Source organism: Streptococcus viridans, from assembly GCF_900636365.1.
Lineage (GTDB): Bacteria > Bacillota > Bacilli > Lactobacillales > Streptococcaceae > Streptococcus > Streptococcus viridans_A.
The window spans coordinates 842,367-863,146 of sequence record NZ_LR134266.1 but is presented as its reverse complement, the minus strand read 5'-3'; the positions used below and the strand labels follow the sequence as shown (position 1 = coordinate 863,146).

The window sequence follows — 20,780 nt, the reverse complement described above, 5'->3', positions numbered from 1 at the left end:
ACTGTCCATCAGTCCACCAAAGGATTCTAGAAAACCGGACTTGTATCGTACGAGACGAGGACCATCCGGTTCTTTCAGTTTCTATTAGCGTTTTTCAATGATTTCGTCTACTGGCAAGCGGTAGCTAGGTTCTACCTTCTCAGCTGGATAGCCGACAGTAATCAAGAGTTCTGGACGGAAACGCTCTTCGATTTCCAAGACTTCATTGACTTTTGATTTGTCAAAGCCAAGGATGATGTTTGAGCCGATCCCTTGGTCCGTCAAGGCCAATACCAAGTTCATCGCGACCAATCCAGCATTCAATGCCAAGTAATCGCTAATCTGTTGTTCATTGTAGCGAGCATATTCTGCAGGAAGGTTTTGCATAAAGTATTGCAACTGCTCCTCTGTGAAGTTTTTGACCCCACCGACACGCGCAATCTTCCGAGCCCGACGTTGCAAATCGGTATCTGTAAAGAGAGCGATGGTCACAGGTGCTTCCATGACTTGGTCATAGTTCCCACCATAGGCTAGTTTAGCCAATTCCGCATTTTTCTGACGAACGACCACGAATTTCCATGGTTGGCTATTGTGCGCACTTGGAGCCAATGTCGCAATTTCAATAGCTGTCCGTACATCCTTTGGATCGACCGGCTGGTCTGTAAAATGCTTGATCGCATGACGTTTTTTGTTGAGTTATAGGAATTTCATAGTCAACTTCCTTTTCTAATTCTATTACCTCTATTTTAACACAAAATGAAAGAGCTTGCAGAGTTTTTTCATTAAAGAGCCGGTTTCCTTTTCAACTAGGCTACTGGCCCTTCTACGAGATCAGATCATTCCGATGCAGGACCTTCTTTTTCAAAGATCTGACCACTAGAATCCTGGATTTTGTTGAAGATATCGTCGTAGTGAGACTTTCTTTCTTCCTCATAGAGCTTGTTGATCTCTTGGTAGTTCAACGGATTTTCAACCTTTGGTTCCGGCTTGCGACTGAGGAAATCAAGCGTCCCTAGAAGAAACATGATCAGGATCACTAAACAGGTCCAGCCAGTTTCCTTCTTAGGCAGACGAACTCCCTTGGTCGAATGAGATTTCCAACTAGGGGATTGAGGTAAGAGCTCATAGATACGCTTTTGAGTCGGGAAGAGGGTCAACAATGCATACAAGGTCAGAAAGATAAATGAAAAACTATGGACAGAAATCCAACTATACTTAATTTTCATCTTAAAGGCCTTATAACCAGCTCCCCCCATATACACTTCTAGGGCGAATACGGCAATCATTAACAGACAGAAAATCAGGATCTGGACTTTCCAGAGTTTTCTTAATCCTAAATACTCTTTTTTGAGCAATTCTTCTTTGTCCTTAGCTTGGTCTACTTCTACCAGAGCTTGGATGCTTGGTTTTGCTTTACTATTGCTTTCAGTTGACTCAGCTGGAGTTTCAACTGGTTCTAGCTGTCTAGCAAAATAGGCCTCCGCTTCCCTGATGAGTTTGCTAAGGTTTTCCTCCGTCAGCAGATAAGGAAAGCCATTGATCATCCAATTGTCTTTCTTATCTGGTTTATCCGGCTCCACCACTTTAAGACAAAAGTATCGCCCAATCAAGCTTATTGAAAATATAGCTCCATAAAAATCAGATGCAACCGAAAAATCAACTCCATAAAATGTCTTAGACTTAACCAATTTGTTCGCTTCCATAAAGGAAACATCCTTTGTAAATGTCGATCGGATTATCTCTTGTACTTGAGAAATATTCTCTTCAACTGTAGCAGGATCAAGGGGGAGAGTTAAACCAGAAAGCGTATCGGTGGAAGTATTCTTTTCTAGATTCCCTTCTAGACTATCTTTAAACCATTCCAAGAAAGAAGTCATATTGGATACAGTTAGATCAATGGGCTGATGAAGTGGGAATGCTTGGTCCTCTACAGCAGACACTGTTGGATCTATCTCTTCTAGGACAAACTGCTGACTCGCTATCTCAAGGCTAAAAAAAGCTGGATAATGAGGCAACAGACAAGTAAAGACAACCCTAAAGGGTTCATTCTTTTCGAAGGGTCTTCTCCAGAAGTCTATTATTGCTATTCCCTCAAAGGTCGATTCTATCATTCTTTTAAGGAGGAAACGCTTTTTTAAGAGATTATCAGGAGTCAGTGTTTCAGAAAACATAAGGCCAGGTTGATCCAGATAAGCTTTGATCTTTCCAAAGCTATCCCTAAAACGATCTCGATCATACAAAAACTCCATTCCGAATCTTTCAGGCCCCCAAAGGAGTGATACATCGTTACCTTCAACCAACATATTTATTGTTGTCTTATATTCTTCAAGATGAATCTCAAGAATAAAAGTCGGACCATAAGCACTCCGGGCTGTCGTTTCTATGTCTACAATTTCGAAATGCTCACCAAAAACATGTTGAAGGGCTTGTCGGATATCATTTACCACAAGCTCTCTATGCTGATCAACAGTTAATCCCATTTCTTTATTACTTACCCCTTATGCGTTTTTATAGACTCAAGGAAAGCATTAGCCTCCTTTAGATAGTCGTGTTGTTCAATCAAAGAAGTTAGAAGCTCGATGTTATGACCCCGATAGTTATCCTCGCGTCTCAATTCTTCGTACATCTCAATAAATGGAAGGCCCTTGTTCTTGGCATCTTGGAGCTCTGATTCATAGTCATAGGCTACCTTCCGGAATTGCAGGTTGGTCACCCCATCTTCTTCGACATCGATCAGAGCATACTGAGCTCTGTGGTTTTGAATTGGTTCCCAGTCAAAATAAGGCATGCCAATAGTCCCCGGATTGAGGATCTGTTGGCCCTGGCTGCCGTAGCGAAGCAACTGCTTGTGGACATGACCGTAGATCGCCATATCCGTCTGGTCATCCAGCAATTGGTCAAAGTTCTCCGTCACATTTGCTGGACGCAAGTCTCCACCGTAATTCTTTTCTGGCAAATTGTGGGTCAGTGAAAAACGAATACCATTGACCTCCTTCTTCTCTACCAATGGAAGCGAACGAAGCCAATCGATCCGCTTAGGATCTAGTCCTTCCATGAGGTACTGAGTGAGACGAAGAAGCTGGATCTCCTGCGGATCCTCAAGTCCGTACTCGCCATCCAAGGCCTCTAGAACACAATCGTCCCAATTTCCTCGAACAGCTACTGTAATGGGAATCGCATCCAGCAACTCAAAAAGGTCCTCTCTTCCAGCCCCGGTAACAAAATGTCCCCTAAAAGCCAGTATTCCTTCACGCCTAGAGCACGCGCATCCGCAATCACTGCCTCCAGGGCTGTCGTATCCCCGTGAATATCAGATAAAATGGCAATTCGATGGTTCATAACTACTCCTTTTGGGATTGAAAAATCTGTTTGCCTTAAGTATAACAAAAACGAGTATAAAAATAAAAAATGTGATAATACTTGGTTATCACATTTTGGTAACGAACGAGCCTCATGGCCAATTGAGATTTTTAAATTATTGATTTTTAGCAATCTTTAAAAATTCTTGCTTAAAATCGTCATACATTTCAAAAGCGATTTTCATGACATCTCGAAAATCAATATAATCAGAAATAACTGGCTGTTTTATAATATAGTTTCGTGAAATCATTAGCCTAGCATATATGGTCCAAGGAGAACCTAGAAGTACTTTATCTCCTTCATATATGACCCAAATCAATTCTAATCGGCCAAACTCAAAAGCAAAATGAAAACCAAAACGAAAATTCTCAACTTGTTGCAAGTTAATATGGAAAAATCGTTCTCGCTTATCATACTGAACATCATAGCCCAATGATTCTACGATTTCCATTAAAAAATCACCGTCAAAATAATCAAGCTCTTGACCCTCTGGTGTCCTATCTTTACTGTAATAGTTGGAAAGTTGCTCGTATCGTTCAACAAAATTTATCGCTTGCAAAGCTTGTTCAACTCTAATATCTAATTTCATCTACTCATCCTGCTTATATTTAATTGATACAATAACTTTATAAAATATGATATGCTCAGCTCTCAAAATAAGGCGATTAGCTAGAATCTGTTTCATCTGCTCTATACCTGATTCCTCATTTTTCCCAAAAAACAAACCCTTTACTGTAAGTCTTTTACCGGCTCCGCCACTTCCATCAAGGGGCTTGCTTCTTTCTGCTTTCCTTGATGGAGCTTGGCTTGCACTGCCTCCGCGACTGCTCGTGGGATACCGACTGTGACGATCTCATCCACAGTAGCTTCTTTGATCTTGGTCAGTGACTTGAAGTGCTTCATCAGCAACTGCTTGCGTTTTGGTCCCAAACCTTCGATGCCATCCAGCTGAGAGGAGAAGGAATTCTTGGACCGGAGCTGGCGGTGGAAGGTGATGGCGAAACGGTGGACTTCATCCTGGATTCGTTGCAGGAGGAAAAATTCCTGCGAGGTTCGAGAGAGTTCGATGACTTGGAGAGGGTCACCGAAGAGCAATTCATGGGTTTGGTGCTTGTCATTCTTTTGTAGGCCCGCAATAGGAATATCCAGCCCTAACTCGTCTTGGATGACTTGCTTAGCGATATTAACCTGGCCCTGACCCCCATCGATAACGATTAGGTCTGGTGGCGTCAGACCATCCCGCATAACCCGGCTGTAGCGTCTGCGAATGACCTCCCGCATGCTGGCATAGTCATCTGGCCCAACGACGGTCTTGATCTTGTACTTGCGGTAGTCCTTTTTGCTTGGCTTCCCATTGACAAAGACCACCATGGCAGAGACCGGACTGGTCCCCATGATGTTGGAGTTGTCAAAAGACTCAATGCGCACAGGGATTGGAATTTGCAGGAGTTTTCCTAGGTTTTCAATAGCACCTTGGGTCTTCTCCATCGATTTTTCAAGGAGATTGAACTTCTGCTCCAGACTGACACGCGCATTCTTGATGGCCAGATTGACCAACTGCTTCTTCTCCCCACGCTGGGGCTTGAGGACCTTGGTATCCACTAGGACCTTGACCGCTTCCTCATCGATATCTTGGGGAATCAGGATTTCATTGGGGATCAGGTGAGATTTCTCCTGGTAAAACTGCCCCACATAGGTCAAGAAATCCTCGTCCGGATCGTTGTAGTATGGGAAGAGGTTGACATCGCGCTCGATCAGCTTGCCCTGACGGACAAAGAAGACCTGTACACACATCCAGCCCTTGTCCACGTAGTAGCCAAAGACATCCCGATTCTGCAAATCCTTGGCCATGACCCGCTGTTTTGTCCGCAGGGTACCGATGGCCTGGATCAGATCCCGATATTCGGCCGCCCGTTCGAATTCCATGTTTTGCGAAGCGGTAGTCATCTTGATCTTGAGCTCATCGATAATCTTGTCATCCTGCCCCTTGAGGAAATCAGAAACCTCCTGAGCCATGCCCTTGAAATAGGCCTCGTCCTTGTGGCAGACTGTGTGAGCCATGCATTGCCCTAAATGGTAGTAAAAACAGACCTTGGAAGGCGGATTAGTACACTTGCGGAAAGGAAAAATCCGATCCAAAAGCCGTTTGATCTCATTGGCAGCTCCCACATCCGGATAGGGACCGAAATAGAGACCGCCATCCTTTTTGACCTGGCGCGTGATGATGAGACGGGGGTAGCGCTCATTGGTAATCTTGATGAAGGGATAGGACTTATCGTCCTTGAGCATGATATTGTACTTGGGCTTGTTCTCCTTGATGAGGTTGATCTCAAGAAGTAAGGCCTCAATATTGGACTCAGTGACAATAAACTCAAAATCTACAATCTCAGATACCAGGGCTTCGGTCTTGGTATCGTGGCTCCCTCTGAAATAGGACCGCACCCGATTGCGAAGATTCTTGGCCTTCCCCACATAGATGATGGTACCGTTCTTATCTTTGTGAATGTAACAGCCCGGACTCGTCGGTAGAAGCTCGAGCTTGGATTTAATCAAGTTGTTCATACTCTCTATTATAGCAAAAAGGGAGGTCTAGCACTTAGCCAACCTCTCTATAATCTATTAAATTGGTTGATTTTTAACAAAAATAACATCTAAAAAATGACCGATCCAAATTGAACTTGTATTCTTCATTTTTCTTATAAAACCTTATTATATTACGTTCACTTTAATATTGTCAAAATAAAGTAGAGGTGGATAACTAGCTCTACCTCTTACTATAAAAACTCAAAGCTATATTGAAACAATAGGCAATGATTATTGAGTAAAATATAAGCTTTAAAAAAAGGGGACATGTTAATTTATTGCTAAAATAAGCTATTGAGGTCAGGATTAGAAGAGAGAGACAAAATAATAATAGTTTAATTTTATAGCCACGCATTTATACTTCTCCTTTCTAACCTAAACGAACTATTTTTGCTTTCATTGTAGCATAAAACGTAATGGAAAGCTCAAAAATATCATTACGATTTTTTTTCGTTCACTGCTCTATATCATCATTTTTAATGGCGGTATTATATCAAAGATAGCATCAATATTTATAACTTCATTAATCAGTTGGCAAGGGATAGATCATTACTTGATCTTGTTGGGTCATATCTTCTTCTCCTACAGTTGCTTGTTTTTTACTTCCTCAAACCATTTTTCAAATTCTAGACGTGGAATCAATTCCTCATCCTTGTCATAACGCCCTTCATAGCTATAGCGACTATCAAGACTGTTTTTCTGAGCATCATAAATCAACCACATTTCAGTTGGATGTTCGCGATTGTATTCTTGGCACAGCTTGACCATTCTTTCTATATTTTGTGCACCAATTCTTAATAGACTAAACTGAATTTCATCCGAACTATCTATTCTATTAGGTAGGTGATCCGAAATCTCATCTCTATCTAGATAATGATTATTAGTTTTAAAAAATACATCAAATCTATAAAAACCATCAGCAACGCAATAAATAAATATTTTATCTGCTTGATTTTGGACATATTCCATTGCTAACGAAACCATATCAACCTGGATTTCCATAAATTTATCTTCAAAATTCATTATATCCTTCACCCTTATCTTTCATCTCACATTGTGCCATTGTTCAAAAATAAAATCATTTCTATCACTGATATAGTCGCTTTAATTGTACGTCAACTTTTGTAAAAAATCTAGTAAGTTCGCATTCCATTCCATCAATTTATCCTCAAGTAAGCTGCCCTTGTATTATAGTAACAGAGATTCTGTATTATTATTACTACCTCTATTATAGCAAAAAAGAGAGTGGGACAGAAATCGGTAATTCGTTAGAATTCGATTTCGTCGTCCCACCTCAGCACAGTTGAGTAGGGCTGTAAAAGCTGATAAAACCAGCGTAGTAGAGCCCACTCAACCACTGCGTATTGCTCGACAATCCAAAAAAAATTGAGAGGCTAGGACTTTTGTCCCAGCCTCTTGATATTAATAGCCTCTTAGGTAAGGAAGTAAGGACATAAGAGTTGTCCCAAGGACCAAGACCCAGAACCAGAAGGAATACATGCTTCTTTGGAAGACGCCTGGTGCTGGTCGGTTTTCTTGAATGTAGTAAAAAATAGCTTTTCTTTTTAAAATCAAGACGATGGTAAAGGCGATAGTTCCACCTAAAAAGACGAGAATTTGAACCCACTCGGCTACATTCATACTCACATGCGTGCCGAGGTAATGAAGCCCTTGAGAGAGGACCAGGTTGTTAAAGATATGGTAGAAAATAGCCCACCAGATCGAATACTCGAAGGTCAAGTAGCCAAAACCAAAGCCGATAATCGTCGCAAAGAACAACTGATCAAAATTGGCATGGAACATTCCAAAAGCCAAGGCTGTCATGACAATCGCAAAGACTTTTCCATACTTTTCTAAGGCTCTCAAGCCAGCCGCCCGGAATACCAATTCCTCAGTGATGGGACCGATCAGGGTCGCATAGAGCAAGAGGCTCCAAGATTGGCTGAGTTGCTCAGACATGTCCTCTTGGGGCTTGAAAAAGCCCAGGGTTTCCATCATGTGGTCTAAGAGCTGTGATAAGGCACTAGAAGCCAATTGGGCAAACCCCAAGAAGGCAATGAATACCAAGAAAGTCTGCCAGGTCATCTTACGTCCCTTTTGTCTCACATCTCCTTTAAAGAGTGATCCTTGCCGATAGAGGGCAAATAGGAGGACACCTATACTGACAGATATCAGGTAGCTAATCCCATTTCCATTGATGATTGAAGCGACTTCCTCCTGCTTCTCTGCCATCTCCAATCCATACCGTCCAAACATAAAGAGGGTAATGGCAAAGGTCGAAATGATGCTGACAAAGACCATGACCAAGAGATAGAGGCAAACCATCCCTGAAAAGCTTCCCAAATCCTTTTTGGGATCTATAAATCGATTGAACTGTTTCATCCATTCACTCCACTAATCTACTGTTTTTCTTTTCCGACTCCACCCGTAGCACCATCCAAAAGCCCCTTCATACAATACAAAGAAAATCAGAAAGGCATGTAGGAAATAGTCCTCCGGTAAAGCTAGAATAATCGGATCCCGATAAGGATCAAAGAGCCAGGTAGCATCTCCGACAAAGAGGACTTGGTGAAAGAGGGTAAAGAATTGATCAAAACCAATAAAGAGGGTCACTCCTCCTATAACGATAGGCAAGAGAACCATCCCACCAAATAAAGGGCGATAGAGGCCTGCGTAGCCCTTACGCATCACTGTTCGAATAAATCGTATAGCTACTGGCAACAAGACAAGGAACAGGGCTTGGGTCAGGTGAAAGAGGTATTTGACTGCTTGGAAATGATGGAGACCATCCGGAGAAGATGGAAAATCCGGCATGTCCAGCTTCCAGGTAAAAGGACTGGTCAAATACTGCATAAGGATCTGAAAATTCTTCTGGATGACTGCAGGAGCCAAACCGGTCCGATTCTGAATTCGTAACCAGCTAATCTCCATGGGATAGATCAACCAGGCTAGTAGAATGGTCCCCAAAATCACCGTTGCTAAGAGCCAGAGGACAAAGCCCGTTACTTTCAACCGATCACGCATCGAAATCCCACTCCGCTAAGCTCGATAGGACGTGCGTTGGTGGCAAGGGTAGGTCTGGCACTTCTTCTGGCTTGGTAAAGCCAGTGGTCACCAGCAAAGTAGGGATGCCATTGTCAATCCCTGCTCGGATGTCGGTCAGGTAATTGTCACCCACCATGACCACTTCTTCGCGCTCTAGTCCCAGGTGAGCGATTGCCTTATCCATGATGATGGCATTGGGCTTCCCGATAAAGGTTGGCTTCACGCGCGTCGCCGCTTCAATCAGGGCATTTAGAGCACCAGCCCCTGGCATCATTCCCCGCTCTGTCGGGATATTGAGGTCTGGATTTGTCCCGATGAAATGGGCTCCCTTTTGAATAGCCAAGGTCGCAATGGAGAATTTCTCATAGTCTACTTCCCAGTCGAGACCCACCACGACATAGGCTGGATTTACCGTATCTTCGACAAAGCCTGCCTCAGCAATGGCCTGTTTCAAACCCACATCTCCAATGACATAGGCAGTTTTCCCAAGATTCATGTCCACCATATAATCAATGGTTGCTAGTGTCGCTGTATAGATGCTATCCAGTGGCGTTTCGATATTGAACTGGCCTGCTAGCATCTCTTGGACCATTTCCGGCGTCCGGGTAGTATTGTTGGTCACAAAGAGATAGGGGATCTGACGCTCTTGCAATTGGTGGACAAAGGCTTCCCCAGCTGGGATCCGCTCCTTGCCCTTGTAGATGGTTCCGTCTAAGTCAATTAAATAACCCTTATAAGTCATGGGATTCTTGGTCTCCTTTTTCACTTGCTTCCTCTGCTACTTTCTCCTGACCTTGAAACTGGCCTCCTGCTCCATACAGAAGTAAGCAAGCCCCATATAAGGCAAATTGAAGGACCAGACCGAAGAAATTGATACTTGCTTTTCCAGCCTGAGTAAAGAGGAAGGAGGAAATCATCAAGATGACGATGGTCACCATTAAACCACCAATCTTAGCCTGATCAATGGTAATAGTATAGACGCCGCTCTCTTTTTTCTCATTGCTTTCTTTCCCGGCCTGGATAGGCTTCATGGTCTCAATGAAATCTGTCATTAAGGTCGCTGCGAGGCTGATAGTCGTACTGAAGAGGACACCTTGGGAGAGCTTGTCAAAGAAGTTACTCCAGAAGCTTCCTGATTGACTGGTTATACTCAAAGAAAAGACGACAACAGGCAGGATAAAGGCCAAAATCAAATGAATCCAGACACGATACCAGCGGACATCTTCCTTGAGAAAACGAAGAAAGGCTACAAAACTTAAACGATAGCGTACAAAACGAATCGCTTCCTCAATAAAGATATAAAAGGCTGCAACTAAGGTTAAGAAACCATCCCCCAATACATAGAGGGGATTTTTCTTACGACGAGCATAGGCAACAACCCGCCGTTGAACCTCAATCAAGTCTTCTTTTTTTTGTTTTAATCTTCGTTTTTCCATAATGTTTCCTTTTCTATTTCTTCCCAAGTGATGAGGGCTTGTGCGTGGATTTGGCCTTCCGATGAGATGAGATGATTGCTGACCATTCCTTCTCGCTCGACGCTAGAGGTGATCATGCCCCCAGGCAAGACCTCCTTGACATACTTGAGATGGACCCGTTTAGGGATATGCTGGCTTAGAAATTCTGCTCCCATTACTTCAAAGACCCAGTCTAGGTATTTGCTGTTGTTGACATGGCCGTTCATATCTAAATCATAGAAACGCACATGGTAGTCCTGCTCCATGGCCCCATTCAGTTCTGGATAGCGTGGACCACGGCGGATCTTCTTCTCAAATGGGGAGTCATATGGCTCTGTGATCTCTTCCGGTACGGATTGGACCTTACGACTGTCCCGATCCATCAAGACAAAGGTCGCCACCATCTCGACGATAGCTTGACCCTTCTGGTCTCTAACGACAAAGGAACGGTAGCAAAAGAGACGATTGTGGGCCAGGGCCTGGGTCTCAATGGTAATCTGTTCATCAAAGACCGGTAGGCGGTGAACCGTGATGTCATAGTCGGTGATGATCCACACCAGATTGCGCTGTTCGAGCAGGTCCCTGTCACTGACACCCAGCTCCATGGACTGCATGCCTGAGACCTGCAAAGATAAGAGGATGAGCTGTGGCATCTTGATGAAGCCATTCACATCGCTCATATCAAAGGGAACCTTCATGTCATACTGATAAATTTTAGCCATCGTTTACTCCAATATAAATTTCTCTGCTACGGTATCTCCAAGGAACAAGCCTCTCTTAGTCATCCGAACTTGCTTGTCATCTGGAACCAGAAGTCCCTGCTCCGTCAGACTGGCCACCACTTGTCCATAGCGTTGGTCAAAGGAGACACCGAATTTTTCTTCAAAACGTGCCTTGGACACACCTGTCTTTTTCCGTAGACCGAGGAACAACTCCTCTTCCATCTTCTCTTCCAGTGTCAGGTGCTCTTCTGTGATCCGAGCCTTACCTGCCTCAACAGCCTCCAGATAATGCCGGATAGGCCCGTGATTCTTGTAGCGAATTCCATCGACATAGCCAGAAGCTCCTGCTCCTAGGCCATAGTATTCTGCATTATCCCAATAGACCAGATTGTGCCGACTTTCAAAGCCAGGCTTGGAGAAATTGGAAATCTCATAATGCTCAAAGCCTGCTTTTTCCAACTCCTCAATGATGTACTCGAACATCTCTGCTTCCAGCTCTTCTTTGGGCAGAGGAAGCTTGCCTCGTCTCATCCGATTCATAAAGACCGTGTGGTTCTCCAGAATCAAGCTATAAAGACTCATGTGGGGAATGTCCAGATCGATCGCCTTAGCGACATTTTCCTTGACCTGGTCCATGGTCTGACCGGGCAGAGCATAGATCAAGTCGATCGAAATATTATTAAAGCCAGCCTGCTTGAGGTGACGGATATTGTCATAGATATCCTGCTCCTGGTGGCTCCGACCAATCTTCTTCAGCATTTTATTATCAAAGGTTTGGACTCCCAGAGAGACCCGATTGACCTGAGAGTCCTTGAGGACTGCGATCTTATCTGGATCCAGATCTCCAGGATTGGCCTCGATGGTAAACTCCTCTACCTCCGATAGGTCCATGACCTTGGGCAATTCTGTCAAGAGATAGGCCAGTTGCTGGGCAGATAGAGCTGTCGGGGTCCCACCACCGATGTAAAGGGTCCGGAGTTTGCCAATCTCATAAGACCGCGTCTCCTGGATTAGGTGTTCCAGATAGGCATCGACCGGCTGATTCTTGATAAAAACCTTCGAAAAGTCACAATAATAACAAATCTGGGTACAAAATGGAATATGCACATAGGCAGAGGACGGTTTAGCTTGCATAACCTTTATTATACCACATTTCGCACCAAAGCCCGAGTAGAAAAGAGAAGGTAAAGCAAGGATTTCCTTGACAAGAAGAAATGAAAGGAATAAAATAAAGCTAATCACATTCGGAGGTAAGGAGATATGAACAACTAAGTTTCGTTAAATAAGATACTTTATTTAGTGGACTGCTTGTTCTATCTCTTTTTGTGTACCCTCTTGCCTATTCTCCAACTTCTTGTTGGCTATATTAGGTCTTTTTCTGCTTGGGTTCCACTTGAAAACAGCTCTACTAAATAAGTAGAGCTGTTTTTTGTCCCAATAGAAAGGAATCTTATGCTAAAACTATCCCACCTCACCATCCGCCATACAAAAGATTTACGTGATTTGGTTCGCAATCTGTCCCTAACCATTCATGAAGGAGAAAAAGTTGCCATTATTGGCGAAGAAGGAAATGGAAAATCTTCCTTACTTCAAGTCCTTATGTCCCCAAAATCCCTACCAGATTATCTGACCATAGAAGGCGAAATCACCACTTCTTTTCATTCCTATGCCTATATTCCCCAGACTTTGCCAGAAGCATTGAAGGGAAAAACATTGGAAGAATATTTTTTTGGAGAAGACGAGTTAGACTATGCAGCCCTATACAGACTGGCTGATCAATTGCAATTTGATAGCAACCGCTTTGCGAGCGACCAAGTTATTGGAAGTCTATCTGGAGGAGAAGCCCTCAAAGTCCAACTGCTTCACGAACTTTGTCGTCCTCATGAATTACTATTTTTAGATGAACCTTCAAACGATCTGGATTTGGAAACCCTGGACTGGCTCCAGCAGATGATCCAAACAAGTCCCCAAACCATCCTATTTATTTCCCATCATGAAGATTTTTTGACTCAGACGGCGGATACGATCATCCACCTAAGACAGATCAAACACCGCAAGGAGGCTGAAACCATTGTAGAGCACCTAGGCTATCAAGACTACAGTAGCCAGAGGGAGCAACAATTCAAGCAGCAGTCCCAGCAAGCTGCCAACGATCAACGAACCTACCGAAAAACAATGGAGAAGCATCGCCTCGTCCGTCAGCAAGTTGAAACATCCTTACGAAACACTAAGGATAGCACTGCTGGACGTCTCCTGGCAAAGAAAATGAAGTCCCTCCTCTCACAAGAAAAGCGCTATGAGCGAGAATTCCAATCCATGACTTCCCAACCCTATGATGAGGAAGTCATCAATCTGCATTTCCCTCCCCTCACTCCCTTGTCTCCTCAAAAACGAGTCCTTCTCTTAGATCAGGAAGAGCTCGCAATTGGTGACCGGATCCTGGTCAAGAACCTCTCCCTTACTCTTCAAGGGCAGGACAAGATAGGAATTATCGGTTCAAACGGTGTGGGGAAATCCACTTTCCTAAAAATGATATGGGAAAGTCTACAGAAGAATGAAAGTATCCGTACTGCCTATATGCCTCAAGATTACACTGAACTTCTCCCTTTGACTCAGACACCCGTTCAATTTCTACAGCATTCAGGCGATCGAGAAGAAATCAATACCATTCAATTGCATTTAGCCTCTCTCAATTTTACCTATTCTGAAATGCATCATCCGATCTCTGAACTTTCTGGTGGTCAGCAAGGCAAACTCTTTCTCCTTCAACTAGTGCACACAAGCCCCCAGTTTCTACTCTTGGACGAGCCTACTCGCAATTTTTCCCCCACTTCCCAACCAGAAATTCGACGCCTATTCGTAGACTACCCAGGCGGACTAGTTACAGTCTCCCATGACCGGACCTTCCTCAAAGAAGTCTGCCAAAAAATCTATCGTCTGACCGAAAATGGTTTGGTAGAAATAGAATCGCTCTAACGTAAAAAAGATTGGCTAAAAAACCAATCTTAGAGAACGAAGAAAAAATGTTCTATTATACAAATCTAACAAATCAAGAATTATCCAAGCCTCTATTGAAACTTTTCCGCCGTGAGAAAAGTGAATGAAACGTAATAGTTTCAGGTACTTGGAATTATTGAGACCTTAGGCTAAATAATTAGTCATGGAACTTCGAGGAAGTTCGCTGACGTCCGATCTCACCTAAGGAAAGTTTCTAAGAGGAATTTATTTTCAATTTGAAAGATTGGCCAAAACCAATCTTTTTTTCTATTTCTTCGCTGCCTCTTGTCCCATTTCCTGGGTGCGTTTGTAGGCTGCTTCCACTCCTGCAATAATGTCGCCCCGTAAGCCGACTTGTTCTAAGCGATTGACTCCTGCGATGGTAGACCCACCAGGGCTACAAACTGCATCTCGCAAGCAGGCTGGATGCTCGCCTGTCTCTAGGACCATTTGACTAGCGCCTTGGAAGGTCTGGGCCACCATTTGCAAGGCTTGCTCTCGAGTAAGCCCTAAGCTTACTCCTGCATCTGCCATGGCTTCAATCATCTGATAGACAAAGGCTGGACCACAGCCTGCAACAGCCGTTGCAGGATCCATTAATGTTTCCTCGATTTCGTAGAGAGCCCCTGCTCCTGCTAAGAGCTGGTTGACTTGGGCTACTTGCTGATCTGTCACTGCTTGGGAGCGAGCCAGACTGATAACCCCTTGACCAATGGCTACGGGCGTATTGGGCATGATGCGGATGAGACCCACCTGGTCATTCTGGATCACATCAGCCATTTTTTCTAGCTCCAGGCCTGCAGCCATGGACACCAGCAAGAGATTGGAGCGTTGAGACAGGACAGTTTGGTACTCTTCTAGGAGAGGACAGATTTGATAGGGTTTGACTCCTAGGAAGATGACCTCCGCCTCTTTAAAGGCCTGATCAAGATCAGACGCTGTTCCCCCATACTGGCTGATGAATTCTTCTACCTTTTGAGGGGAACGGTTGATCAAGAGCAGATCTTTCGCAGCCACTTCTTTTGCGACCGCTTTGGCCAGACTAGCTCCCATATTCCCAAGACCGATAAATGCTACTTTCATGTCTTACCTCACTTGACCGTTTCCAGTGACCAGATACTTATAGCTGGTCAGCTCACGCAAGCCCATGGGACCACGCGCATGCAACTTCTGGGTCGAGATCCCCATCTCACAGCCTAGGCCAAACTCTCCGCCATCTGTGAAGCGGGTCGAGGCATTAACGTAAACGGCTGCCGAGTCTACCTGGTTGCTGAAGACTTCAACGGCTCTTGGATCTTCAGAGACAATGGCATCTGAATGGTGGGTACTGTGGGCTTCAATATGAGCAATCGCCTCTTCTACAGAAGGGACCACCTTGACAGCCATGACATAATCCAAGAATTCCGTATCAAAGTCAGTCACAGAAGCTAGTGTCCCCGCAATGATTTGCTGGGCTTGAGCATCCAAGCGCATCTCCACTGGTGCCGGAGCCTCTTCTACCAAGACTTTCTTCACTAGTGGCAGAAAGTCACCAGCAATAGCTTCATGCACCAAGAGAACTTCCATGGCATTACAGACGGATGGTCGGCTGGTCTTGGCATTCTGGATGATATTGAGAGCCTTGTCTAAATCTGCCACTTGATCGACATAGACGTGGACAATACCTGTTCCTGTCTCAATCACAGGGACAATTGCTTGCTCTACAACTGCCTGGATCAAGCCAGCTCCCCCACGTGGAATGAGAAGGTCTAGATCCCCCTTGGCCTTCATCATGACCAGACTGCTCTCCCGACTGGTATCTTCGACCAACTGGAGGACAGCGGGATCAATGGTGGTTGCTTGCAAACCTGTTTTTAAGGCGCTAACGATGGCATGGGCTGTCTGATAGGCATCCTTGCCACTGCGCAGAACAACAGCACTCCCGCTTTTCAGGGCCAAGGCTGCTGCATCAGAGGTCACGTTTGGACGACTTTCATAGATAATCCCAATAACCCCCATGGCCACTCGTTTCTTCTGAATGACCAAACCGTTCTCCAGGGTCCGCTCCTCCAAGAGTTCTCCGACTGGATCGGGTAGGGCAGCCACTTGGAGAATCCCATCGGCCATGGCTTGAATGCGCTCTTCTGTCAAGAGCAGGCGATCCAGCATTACCTCCGAAATCCGGCCCTGAGCTGCTTCCATATCCAATTGATTAGCAGCCAAAATATCAGCTGTTGCGTCAACCAAGGCGTCGGCCATCGCTCTTAAGGCTTTATTTTTCTCATCACTTGTTGCAGTATTAATACTTTTTTTGGCCTGTTTAGCCAGGCGAATCTGGTCAATCGTCTCCATCTAATCCCTCCTTTAAAATTCTGTAAATAAGAGTTCTACCTCAGGTGTGATGGTAATCCAATCATCCCGGTGAATGACAATACCCTTTGGCTTTTGACCATGGAGCAAATCCTTAATGGCCGCAGCCCCTAAGCGGGTACGCCCTTTCCCAATGACCTGTCCAGTCTCTCCATCATGAACCGTGATAATATCGAAGAAAGAGAAAGCTCCCTCAACCTTTACCACACCAGACACAAGGATACTCTTGCCCTCTTCTTTGACAGCCTTAACCGCCCCTTGGTCCAGCCATACAGACCCTTGGCTAGGGGCATAGAAGGCCAGCCACTGTTTCTGATTGCGCAAAAACTTGTCCTGAGCTGTAAAATAGCTACCATCCTGAGTCTTCTCTGCTGCTTCTAGAAGAGCGTCTTCCTTCAAGGACGAGCAAATGTAAACAGGAACTCCTGACTCGGTGGCAATGGTGGCTGCTTTGATTTTTGTCAGCATGCCACCTGTCCCATTACTTGAGCCTGCTCCACCGGCCATATCGATAATCTCCTTGCTGATTGAATCGATTCGATCCAAGCGTTTGGCAGTCGGATCTTTTTGAGGATGTCCTGTATAAAGACCATCGACATCTGTCAGTAAGACCAAGAGATCCGCCTGGACCATAGCCGCCACTTGGGCACTTAGGGTATCGTTGTCTCCGACCTTGAGTTCTTCAATCGAAACTGTATCGTTCTCATTGATAATCGGAATAGCCCCTCTTTGCAAGAGGACAGACAGTGCCTGGTGGGCATTTTTATAGCGACGTTGGTCGACAAAGTCATCCTGGGTCAAGAGGACCTGGGCAGATACGATGTCGCGGACCAGTAGATTAGAGGTATATTCTTCTAACAGCAGACCTTGGCCAACTGCTGCAGAAGCCTGCTTGTCTGCGATTTTGGTCGGGCGTTTTTTGAAGCCAAGCGCACCAAAACCAGCCGCAATCGCCCCCGAAGAGACCAAAATCAATTCATGCTCTTGCTCATGTAAGAGAGCTAGTTGCTGGGTGATGGCCTTGACCTTGCTCCGAGACAAGCTTCCATCTTGATTAGTTAGGGAAGAGGTCCCCACTTTAAACACAATTCGCTTATTCTTCATCCATTCATTCTCCAGAGTATTCGATTGTAACATTATACCATGAAAGCCTTAAAAAATACTAAGAGCGGACCAGGGAGAACCTTCATTTGCCCACAAAAAAAAAGAGTTTGAACCTCAAGAGTCAAACTCGTTTTTATGATTGAATGCTTATCCTTGACGAAGCTGCTCCAAGGTTTTTTGGAAAATCTCCGGAACCTCCACTGAAAATTCCATGACCTCTCCCGTCCGAGGATGGGTAAAGCCCAGTGTCTTAGCATGGAGGAATTGCCCATGGCCTTTCAAAGTCCTGCGAGGTCCATAGACTTCATCACCAGCGACCGGATGGCCAATATAGGCCATGTGAACCCGGATCTGGTGGGTTCGCCCGGTCTCCAATTGCAGCTCGACCAAGCTATAATCCCCAAAACGTTCCAAGACATGGAAACGGGTCAGGGCTGGTTTCCCTTTGGCTGTCACAGCCTGCTTCTTGCGGTCCTTGTCACTCCGCCCAATCGGCGCCTCAATGACACCTCGATCGTTAGGCAAATTGCCATGAACAATGGCACAATATTTACGCAGGGACTTCTTAGCCTTGAGCTCATCTGCTAAGGCTACATGGGCCGCATCGTTCTTGGCCACCATAAGGAGGCCAGAGGTGTCCTTGTCGATTCGATGGACAATCCCCGGACGAAGCTCCCCATTGATCCCTGACAAGTCCTTGATGTGATACATAAGGGCATTGACCAGCGTCCCACTGGTGTGACCGGCACTAGGATGGACCACCATGCCCTGGGGCTTGTTGACCACTGCGACATCCGCATCCTGATAGACAATCTCTAAGGGGATATCTTCCGCCTCGTAGGTCACTTCTTCCACTTGAGGGACTTCATAGCTGATGACATCCCCTTCTTTTACGGTATATTTGGCCTTTTTGACTTGACCGTTGACGAGGATCTTTCCTTCCTTGATCTGCTCGTTGGCCAAGCCACGTGAGAGTTCAGTCAACTCTGAGACAGCCTTATCTAGTCGCGCTCCAGCGACTTCTACTCTAACTTCCATGGCTCTCCTCTCTTAAAATATAGATCAATAACAAGCCCACACCGACGGTTAAATAAATATCTGCTACATTAAAAATGGCAAAATTCATAAAATCCAAGTGAAACATATCGACGACAAAGCCCTGACGAACCCGGTCAATAAAGTTGCCGATTCCCCCTGAGATAATCAGCGTCAACCCCAACAAAAGCCAGAGTGAACCTTTGATGTGACGATAAAGGTAGACAAAGGCTGCTCCCATCGCAATCAGGGTAATGATGGCAAAGAACCACTGTTGGTTTTCTAACATGGAGAAGGCTGCGCCAGAATTCTTTAGGTAGGTCAGACTGACTACTTTGGGAATGAAGCGACGCATACCCCCTAGCGGGATCTCCTTAACAACATACCCCTTCACCGCTTGATCCATAAGGATTAAGAGGAGGATACTGATAAAAATACTTACTTTTCTCTTCATTGCCTACCTCTTCTCATCAAAGTAGGCTTCCATGACTTGGACAAACTTCTCAGCTACAGGTGAGAGATCCACCTCTTCCCGCTTGACATAGACCATTTTATTATTCAGATCATCGATCAAGGGGATAACGGTAATACCGTTCACCGACTGGCTATCCAAGAAGCCAGACCCAGTCGCATAGGCATCGGTCCGCTCTAAGATCCCATTCAAGGTCGCTCGGTCTGTCACATTGAAGAGTTGGGAACTGCTACTAGTATCGACGAAGTTCTCCGAATAGTAGAGATACTCATCCTTTTCCTGGGTAAAGCGAACGGTCGGTAGGTGTGCCAAGTCCTCCATCACTAAGAATTCTTTCTTGGCTAATGGATGACCCTTGCGCAAATAAATATGGGTCTGGAAAGGAATGAGATCAACGACTTCCAAGCCCAGTTTATCCACTCGTTGCATGATTCCCTTGGTATTTTGCTTATTGAGGTAGATAATCCCTAATTCACTATGCCCTTGAGCCACTTCATCCAAGATTTGAACTGTCGTCGACTCAAATATCCGGAAGTCTTTATTCTCCGGATAAAGGACAGAGAATTGGGTAATCAATGGAGGAAGGAAATCATAGTGCTGGCTCGAGATCGAGAATTCCTTCTTTTCTTCCTCAGGATTAGCATACTGGTTTTGAAAAACATCAAAGCCCTTGACCAATTCTTGGGCCTTTTCATAAAATTCCATCCCGCGGCGGGTCAAGAAAGTCCCTGAACTAGTCCGACGGAAAATTTTAAAGCCAAGTTCCTTCTCCAAGTCTCTCACAGAGATGGACAGACTCGGTTGACTAACGTACATTTTTTCAGCTGCTTCACGAAAAGTACCACTATTAGCAATCGCGACAACATAGCGTAATTGTTGAATATTCATGTCTTCTTCCTTCTAACAATATCACTCCATTATACCATAATCTAGAGGATGAAAAAAGATGGGGGCATCAATCGAAAGAGCACAAAAAAACTCTCTGACCAATCAGAGAGTTTTTGAATACAAATTATTTAGCGATTGGGTAAACAGAAACTTGTTTCTTATCGCGACCTTTGCGTTCGAAGCGTACTACGCCTTCAACTTTAGCGAACAAAGTATCGTCTCCACCACGTCCAACGTTCACACCTGGGTAGATGTGAGTACCGCGTTGACGGTAAAGGATAGATCCACCTGTTACAGTTTGTCCATCAGCTGCTTTAGCTCCAAGACGTTTTGCTTGTGAATCACGTCCGTTTGATGTAGAACCTCCACCTTTTTTGTGGGCGAAAAGTTGCAAGTTAGCAAGATTCAATTTCAACATAATTGTTTTCCTCCATGTTAGTTTTCTGTGATAACTCTTGTTTGGACGAACTCCGATGAGTTCTCCGATAAGTTTGCCATCCCTAAGAAAAATGATTCAAAGAATAGTTGGGTCATTTCTCTTTGATGAGGTGGAATGTCTGTCGGGATTGTCACCCGCATGAAGCCACCCTCATCTTCGTTTAATTCTAGTTCCGGTTCATAGCCTGCAAATTTCTCAACTGAGTTGACAAAGTTAATGGCAAGCGTAGAAACCGATGCACACACGACATCTAAGCCGTATTCGCCACTTTCGGCGTGACCAGTAATTTCTGCACTCCTCAGCTCGCCATCTTCGGCTCGTTCAAAGACTGCTTGTATCATGTGTTCTCCTAA

The 20,780-nt window shown here is 44.8% G+C and carries 20 protein-coding genes and 1 pseudogene; 1 reads left to right on the top strand and 20 read right to left on the bottom strand.

Features of this window, described 5'->3' with window-relative positions:
* Positions 1 to 84: 84 nt before the first annotated feature.
* From EL081_RS04605 to hemW, 12 genes and pseudogenes are all read right to left on the bottom strand, one after another.
* On the bottom strand, positions 85 to 654 hold the full coding sequence (locus tag EL081_RS04605) for a nitroreductase family protein (protein ID WP_164555453.1): 570 nt from the start codon (positions 652 to 654) through the stop codon (positions 85 to 87).
* A gap of 161 nt (positions 655 to 815) precedes the next feature.
* Positions 816 to 2,459, bottom strand: a complete 1,644-nt coding sequence (locus EL081_RS04600) for a hypothetical protein (protein ID WP_126404144.1) — start codon at positions 2,457 to 2,459, stop codon at positions 816 to 818.
* 11 nt (positions 2,460 to 2,470) lie between these two features.
* Positions 2,471 to 3,318 (bottom strand): annotated as a pseudogene (locus EL081_RS04595) (metallophosphoesterase family protein).
* A gap of 136 nt (positions 3,319 to 3,454) precedes the next feature.
* A complete protein-coding gene (locus EL081_RS04590) occupies positions 3,455 to 3,928 on the bottom strand; it encodes a hypothetical protein (protein WP_126404143.1) in 474 nt (157 codons plus the stop codon).
* A 140-nt stretch (positions 3,929 to 4,068) separates the two neighbouring features.
* Positions 4,069 to 5,901 carry an excinuclease ABC subunit UvrC gene (gene uvrC, locus EL081_RS04585; RefSeq protein WP_126404142.1) on the bottom strand — a complete coding sequence of 611 codons (1,833 nt, stop codon included), beginning with the start codon at positions 5,899 to 5,901 and terminating at the stop codon, positions 4,069 to 4,071.
* A gap of 603 nt (positions 5,902 to 6,504) precedes the next feature.
* Positions 6,505 to 6,948 (bottom strand): hypothetical protein, encoded by a 444-nt coding sequence (locus tag EL081_RS04580; protein WP_126405043.1) that lies wholly within the window; start codon positions 6,946 to 6,948, stop codon positions 6,505 to 6,507.
* 396 nt (positions 6,949 to 7,344) lie between these two features.
* Complete coding sequence (locus tag EL081_RS04570; RefSeq protein ID WP_126404141.1) at positions 7,345 to 8,304, bottom strand: CPBP family intramembrane glutamic endopeptidase; 960 nt, start codon at positions 8,302 to 8,304, stop codon at positions 7,345 to 7,347.
* Between the two features lie 12 nt (positions 8,305 to 8,316).
* The gene (locus tag EL081_RS04565; RefSeq protein ID WP_126404140.1) at positions 8,317 to 8,946 is read right to left on the bottom strand and encodes a TIGR01906 family membrane protein; all 630 of its coding nucleotides are present in this window, start codon (positions 8,944 to 8,946) and stop codon (positions 8,317 to 8,319) included.
* Positions 8,939 to 9,709 carry a TIGR01457 family HAD-type hydrolase gene (locus tag EL081_RS04560; protein WP_126404139.1) on the bottom strand — a complete coding sequence of 257 codons (771 nt, stop codon included), beginning with the start codon at positions 9,707 to 9,709 and terminating at the stop codon, positions 8,939 to 8,941. Before EL081_RS04560 ends, EL081_RS04565 begins: the two co-directional genes overlap by 8 nt.
* On the bottom strand, positions 9,699 to 10,403 hold the full coding sequence (locus EL081_RS04555) for a hypothetical protein (RefSeq protein ID WP_232011400.1): 705 nt from the start codon (positions 10,401 to 10,403) through the stop codon (positions 9,699 to 9,701). Before EL081_RS04555 ends, EL081_RS04560 begins: the two co-directional genes overlap by 11 nt.
* Positions 10,385 to 11,143, bottom strand: a complete 759-nt coding sequence (locus EL081_RS04550) for an acyl-ACP thioesterase domain-containing protein (RefSeq protein ID WP_126404138.1) — start codon at positions 11,141 to 11,143, stop codon at positions 10,385 to 10,387. The genes EL081_RS04555 and EL081_RS04550 overlap by 19 nt, the downstream gene beginning before the upstream one ends.
* 3 nt (positions 11,144 to 11,146) lie before the next feature.
* Positions 11,147 to 12,277, bottom strand: a complete 1,131-nt coding sequence (gene hemW / locus EL081_RS04545; RefSeq protein ID WP_048716760.1) for a radical SAM family heme chaperone HemW — start codon at positions 12,275 to 12,277, stop codon at positions 11,147 to 11,149.
* Between the two features lie 318 nt (positions 12,278 to 12,595).
* On the opposite strand from hemW, the gene EL081_RS04540 reads away from it, so the two are divergent.
* A complete protein-coding gene (locus EL081_RS04540) occupies positions 12,596 to 14,119 on the top strand; it encodes an ATP-binding cassette domain-containing protein (protein WP_126404137.1) in 1,524 nt (507 codons plus the stop codon).
* A gap of 288 nt (positions 14,120 to 14,407) precedes the next feature.
* Here the strand turns inward: EL081_RS04540 and proC are convergent, their stop codons facing one another.
* The 8 genes from proC to EL081_RS04500 form a co-directional block, all read right to left on the bottom strand.
* Complete coding sequence (proC, locus tag EL081_RS04535; RefSeq protein ID WP_126404136.1) at positions 14,408 to 15,223, bottom strand: pyrroline-5-carboxylate reductase; 816 nt, start codon at positions 15,221 to 15,223, stop codon at positions 14,408 to 14,410.
* A gap of 3 nt (positions 15,224 to 15,226) precedes the next feature.
* On the bottom strand, positions 15,227 to 16,471 hold the full coding sequence (locus tag EL081_RS04530; RefSeq protein WP_126404135.1) for a glutamate-5-semialdehyde dehydrogenase: 1,245 nt from the start codon (positions 16,469 to 16,471) through the stop codon (positions 15,227 to 15,229).
* Positions 16,472 to 16,483: 12 nt separating this feature from the next.
* Positions 16,484 to 17,593: a glutamate 5-kinase gene (gene proB, locus EL081_RS04525; RefSeq protein WP_126404134.1), complete on the bottom strand. Its 1,110-nt coding sequence runs from the start codon at positions 17,591 to 17,593 to the stop codon at positions 16,484 to 16,486.
* Between the two features lie 147 nt (positions 17,594 to 17,740).
* Positions 17,741 to 18,631 (bottom strand): RluA family pseudouridine synthase, encoded by an 891-nt coding sequence (locus tag EL081_RS04520; RefSeq protein ID WP_126404133.1) that lies wholly within the window; start codon positions 18,629 to 18,631, stop codon positions 17,741 to 17,743.
* Positions 18,621 to 19,082: a signal peptidase II gene (lspA, locus tag EL081_RS04515; RefSeq protein WP_126404132.1), complete on the bottom strand. Its 462-nt coding sequence runs from the start codon at positions 19,080 to 19,082 to the stop codon at positions 18,621 to 18,623. The genes EL081_RS04520 and lspA overlap by 11 nt, the downstream gene beginning before the upstream one ends.
* 3 nt (positions 19,083 to 19,085) lie before the next feature.
* Complete coding sequence (locus EL081_RS04510) at positions 19,086 to 19,988, bottom strand: LysR family transcriptional regulator (RefSeq protein ID WP_006596491.1); 903 nt, start codon at positions 19,986 to 19,988, stop codon at positions 19,086 to 19,088.
* 124 nt (positions 19,989 to 20,112) lie between these two features.
* Positions 20,113 to 20,406, bottom strand: coding sequence for a 50S ribosomal protein L27 (rpmA, locus tag EL081_RS04505; protein WP_003002805.1), 294 nt, complete (start codon positions 20,404 to 20,406; stop codon positions 20,113 to 20,115).
* A gap of 17 nt (positions 20,407 to 20,423) precedes the next feature.
* Positions 20,424 to 20,768, bottom strand: a complete 345-nt coding sequence (locus EL081_RS04500) for a ribosomal-processing cysteine protease Prp (RefSeq protein WP_126404131.1) — start codon at positions 20,766 to 20,768, stop codon at positions 20,424 to 20,426.
* Between the last annotated feature and the right edge of the window lie 12 nt (positions 20,769 to 20,780).